The following is a 5,148-nucleotide window of genomic DNA, read 5'->3' as shown; positions in this document are numbered from 1 at the left end:
TAACACGGGTTCGAATCCCGTACGGACTATGGTGTATTGCGGTTAAAAAAACTTGAAAAAAGTTTAAAAAATCTGTTGACAGAGGCAGATGGCTGTGATATACTAATATAGTTGTCGCTTGAGAGAGATTGAGTGACAAAGACCTTTGAAAACTGAACAAGACGAACCAATGTGCAGGGCACTATAACTGAGGTTATAGTACTGAACAATGAAAAAACAATAAATCTGTCAGTGACAGAAATGAGTGAGAACTCAAACTTTTAATGAGAGTTTGATCCTGGCTCAGGACGAACGCTGGCGGCGTGCCTAATACATGCAAGTAGAACGCTGAAGGAGGAGCTTGCTTCTCTGGATGAGTTGCGAACGGGTGAGTAACGCGTAGGTAACCTACCTGGTAGCGGGGGATAACTATTGGAAACGATAGCTAATACCGCATAAGAGTAGATGTCGCATGACATTTGCTTGAAAGGTGCAATTGCATCACTACCAGATGGACCTGCGTTGTATTAGCTAGTTGGTGAGGTAACGGCTCACCAAGGCAACGATACATAGCCGACCTGAGAGGGTGATCGGCCACACTGGGACTGAGACACGGCCCAGACTCCTACGGGAGGCAGCAGTAGGGAATCTTCGGCAATGGACGGAAGTCTGACCGAGCAACGCCGCGTGAGTGAAGAAGGTTTTCGGATCGTAAAGCTCTGTTGTAAGAGAAGAACGAGTGTGAGAGTGGAAAGTTCACACTGTGACGGTATCTTACCAGAAAGGGACGGCTAACTACGTGCCAGCAGCCGCGGTAATACGTAGGTCCCGAGCGTTGTCCGGATTTATTGGGCGTAAAGCGAGCGCAGGCGGTTAGATAAGTCTGAAGTTAAAGGCTGTGGCTTAACCATAGTACGCTTTGGAAACTGTTTAACTTGAGTGCAAGAGGGGAGAGTGGAATTCCATGTGTAGCGGTGAAATGCGTAGATATATGGAGGAACACCGGTGGCGAAAGCGGCTCTCTGGCTTGTAACTGACGCTGAGGCTCGAAAGCGTGGGGAGCAAACAGGATTAGATACCCTGGTAGTCCACGCCGTAAACGATGAGTGCTAGGTGTTAGACCCTTTCCGGGGTTTAGTGCCGCAGCTAACGCATTAAGCACTCCGCCTGGGGAGTACGACCGCAAGGTTGAAACTCAAAGGAATTGACGGGGGCCCGCACAAGCGGTGGAGCATGTGGTTTAATTCGAAGCAACGCGAAGAACCTTACCAGGTCTTGACATCCCTCTGACCGCTCTAGAGATAGAGTTTTCCTTCGGGACAGAGGTGACAGGTGGTGCATGGTTGTCGTCAGCTCGTGTCGTGAGATGTTGGGTTAAGTCCCGCAACGAGCGCAACCCCTATTGTTAGTTGCCATCATTCAGTTGGGCACTCTAGCGAGACTGCCGGTAATAAACCGGAGGAAGGTGGGGATGACGTCAAATCATCATGCCCCTTATGACCTGGGCTACACACGTGCTACAATGGCTGGTACAACGAGTCGCAAGCCGGTGACGGCAAGCTAATCTCTTAAAGCCAGTCTCAGTTCGGATTGTAGGCTGCAACTCGCCTACATGAAGTCGGAATCGCTAGTAATCGCGGATCAGCACGCCGCTGTGAATACGTTCCCGGGCCTTGTACACACCGCCCGTCACACCACGAGAGTTTGTAACACCCGAAGTCGGTGAGGTAACCATTTGGAGCCAGCCGCCTAAGGTGGGATAGATGATTGGGGTGAAGTCGTAACAAGGTAGCCGTATCGGAAGGTGCGGCTGGATCACCTCCTTTCTAAGGATAAGGAACTGCACATTGGTCTTGTTTAGTCTTGAGAGGTCTTGTGGGGCCTTAGCTCAGCTGGGAGAGCGCCTGCTTTGCACGCAGGAGGTCAGCGGTTCGATCCCGCTAGGCTCCATTGGTGAGAGATCACCAAGTAATGCACATTGAAAATTGAATATCTATATCAAATAGTAACAAGAAAATAAACCGAAAACGCTGTAGTATTAATAAGAGTTTATGACTGAAAGGTCAAAAAATAAGGTTAAGTTAATAAGGGCGCACGGTGGATGCCTTGGCACTAGGAGCCGAAGAAGGACGTGACAAACGACGATATGCCTTGGGTAGCTGTAAGTAAGCGATGATCCAGGGATTTCCGAATGGGGGAACCCAACAGGTACTACCTGTTACCCGCATCTGTTAAGGATGTGAGGAGGAAGACGCAGTGAACTGAAACATCTAAGTAGCTGCAGGAAGAGAAAGCAAAAGCGATTGCCTTAGTAGCGGCGAGCGAAACGGCAGGAGGGCAAACCGAAGAGTTTACTCTTCGGGGTTGTAGGACTGCAATGTGGACTCAAAGATTATAGAAGAATGATTTGGGAAGATCAGCCAAAGAGAGTAATAGCCTCGTATTTAAAATAGTCTTTGTACCTAGCAGTATCCTGAGTACGGCGGGACACGTGAAATCCCGTCGGAATCTGGGAGGACCATCTCCCAACCCTAAATACTCCCTAGTGACCGATAGTGAACCAGTACCGTGAGGGAAAGGTGAAAAGCACCCCGGGAGGGGAGTGAAATAGAACCTGAAACCGTGTGCCTACAACAAGTTCGAGCCCGTTAATGGGTGAGAGCGTGCCTTTTGTAGAATGAACCGGCGAGTTACGATATGATGCGAGGTTAAGTTGAAGAGACGGAGCCGCAGGGAAACCGAGTCTGAATAGGGCGCATTAGTATCATGTCGTAGACCCGAAACCATGTGACCTACCCATGAGCAGGTTGAAGGTGCGGTAAGACGCACTGGAGGACCGAACCAGGGCACGTTGAAAAGTGCTTGGATGACTTGTGGGTAGCGGAGAAATTCCAAACGAACTTGGAGATAGCTGGTTCTCTCCGAAATAGCTTTAGGGCTAGCGTCGACATCAAGATTCTTGGAGGTAGAGCACTGTTTGGGTGAGGGGTCCATCCCGGATTACCAATCTCAGATAAACTCCGAATGCCAATGAATTATGGTCGGCAGTCAGACTGCGAGTGCTAAGATCCGTAGTCGAAAGGGAAACAGCCCAGACCACCAGCTAAGGTCCCAAAATAATTGTTAAGTGGAAAAGGATGTGGGGTTGCACAGACAACTAGGATGTTAGCTTAGAAGCAGCTATTCATTCAAAGAGTGCGTAATAGCTCACTAGTCGAGTGACCCTGCGCCGAAAATGTACCGGGGCTAAAACAATTTACCGAAGCTGTGGATACCTTTATAGGTATGGTAGGAGAGCGTTCTATGTGTGAAGAAGGTATACCGTGAGGAGTGCTGGAACGCATAGAAGTGAGAATGCCGGTATGAGTAGCGAAAGACAGGTGAGAATCCTGTCCACCGTAAGACTAAGGTTTCCAGGGGAAGGCTCGTCCGCCCTGGGTTAGTCGGGACCTAAGGAGAGACCGAAAGGTGTATCCGATGGACAACAGGTTGATATTCCTGTACTAGAGTATGTAGTGATGGAGGGACGCAGTAGGCTAACTAAAGCAGACGAATGGAAGTGTCTGTCTAAGCAGTGAGGTGTGAATTGAGTTAAATGCTTAGTTCTATAACATTGAGCTGTGATGGGGAGCGAAGTTTAGTAGCGAAGTTAGTGACGTCACACTGCCAAGAAAAGCTTCTAGCGTTTAAACATACTCTACCCGTACCGCAAACCGACACAGGTAGTCGAGGCGAGTAGCCTCAGGTGAGCGAGAGAACTCTCGTTAAGGAACTCGGCAAAATGACCCCGTAACTTCGGGAGAAGGGGTGCTGACTTTAGGTCAGCCGCAGTGAATAGGCCCAAGCAACTGTTTATCAAAAACACAGCTCTCTGCTAAATCGTAAGATGATGTATAGGGGGTGACGCCTGCCCGGTGCTGGAAGGTTAAGAGGAGTGCTTAGCGTAAGCGAAGGTATGAATTGAAGCCCCAGTAAACGGCGGCCGTAACTATAACGGTCCTAAGGTAGCGAAATTCCTTGTCGGGTAAGTTCCGACCCGCACGAAAGGCGTAATGATTTGGGCACTGTCTCAACGAGAGACTCGGTGAAATTTTAGTACCTGTGAAGATGCAGGTTACCCGCGACAGGACGGAAAGACCCCATGGAGCTTTACTGCAGTTTGATATTGAGTGTCTGTACCACATGTACAGGATAGGTAGGAGTCTACGAGATCGGGACGCCAGTTTCGAAGGAGACGTTGTTGGGATACTACCCTTGTGTTATGGCCACTCTAACCCGGATAGGTTATCCCTATCGGAGACAGTGTCTGACGGGCAGTTTGACTGGGGCGGTCGCCTCCTAAAAGGTAACGGAGGCGCCCAAAGGTTCCCTCAGAATGGTTGGAAATCATTCGCAGAGTGTAAAGGTATAAGGGAGCTTGACTGCGAGAGCTACAACTCGAGCAGGGACGAAAGTCGGGCTTAGTGATCCGGTGGTTCCGTATGGAAGGGCCATCGCTCAACGGATAAAAGCTACCCTGGGGATAACAGGCTTATCTCCCCCAAGAGTTCACATCGACGGGGAGGTTTGGCACCTCGATGTCGGCTCGTCGCATCCTGGGGCTGTAGTCGGTCCCAAGGGTTGGGCTGTTCGCCCATTAAAGCGGCACGCGAGCTGGGTTCAGAACGTCGTGAGACAGTTCGGTCCCTATCCGTCGCGGGCGTAGGAAATTTGAGAGGATCTGCTCCTAGTACGAGAGGACCAGAGTGGACTTACCGCTGGTGTACCAGTTGTCTTGCCAAAGGCATCGCTGGGTAGCTATGTAGGGAAGGGATAAACGCTGAAAGCATCTAAGTGTGAAACCCACCTCAAGATGAGATTTCCCATGATTTTATATCAGTAAGAGCCCTGAGAGATGATCAGGTAGATAGGTTAGAAGTGGAAGTGTGGCGACACATGTAGCGGACTAATACTAATAGCTCGAGGACTTATCCAAAGTAACTGAGAATACGAAGTGTGAGGTTTTCTTGGTATTTGATAGATATTCAATTTTGAGTAGGTATTACTCAGAGTTAAGTGACGATAGCCTAGGAGATACACCTGTACCCATGCCGAACACAGCAGTTAAGCCCTAGAACGCCGGAAGTAGTTGGGGGTTGCCCCCTGTGAGATATGGAAGTCGCTTAGCTC

At 49.6% G+C, this 5,148-nt stretch carries 1 tRNA gene and 3 rRNA genes; all 4 read left to right on the top strand.

Annotated features, from left to right (window positions below):
- Positions 1–259: 259 nt before the first annotated feature.
- The 4 genes from HMPREF2766_RS00175 to rrf all read left to right on the top strand — a co-directional run bounded on the left by HMPREF2766_RS00175 (position 260) and on the right by rrf (position 5,146).
- A 16S ribosomal RNA gene (locus HMPREF2766_RS00175) occupies positions 260–1,805 on the top strand.
- Positions 1,806–1,856: 51 nt separating this feature from the next.
- Positions 1,857–1,929, top strand: a tRNA-Ala gene (locus HMPREF2766_RS00170).
- A 124-nt stretch (positions 1,930–2,053) separates the two neighbouring features.
- Positions 2,054–4,954: ribosomal RNA gene (locus tag HMPREF2766_RS00165) — 23S ribosomal RNA — on the top strand.
- 76 nt (positions 4,955–5,030) lie between these two features.
- Positions 5,031–5,146: ribosomal RNA gene (gene rrf / locus HMPREF2766_RS00160) — 5S ribosomal RNA — on the top strand.
- The 16S, 23S and 5S rRNA genes sit together here with 1 tRNA gene alongside, the layout of an rRNA operon.
- The last annotated feature ends 2 nt before the right edge of the window (positions 5,147–5,148 follow it).

Source organism: Streptococcus sp. HMSC076C08 (assembly GCF_001810825.1).
In the GTDB taxonomy this organism is placed as follows: domain Bacteria; phylum Bacillota; class Bacilli; order Lactobacillales; family Streptococcaceae; genus Streptococcus.
Note: the sequence above shows the minus strand (reverse complement) of the source record. Positions and strands in the feature narration are given on the sequence as shown.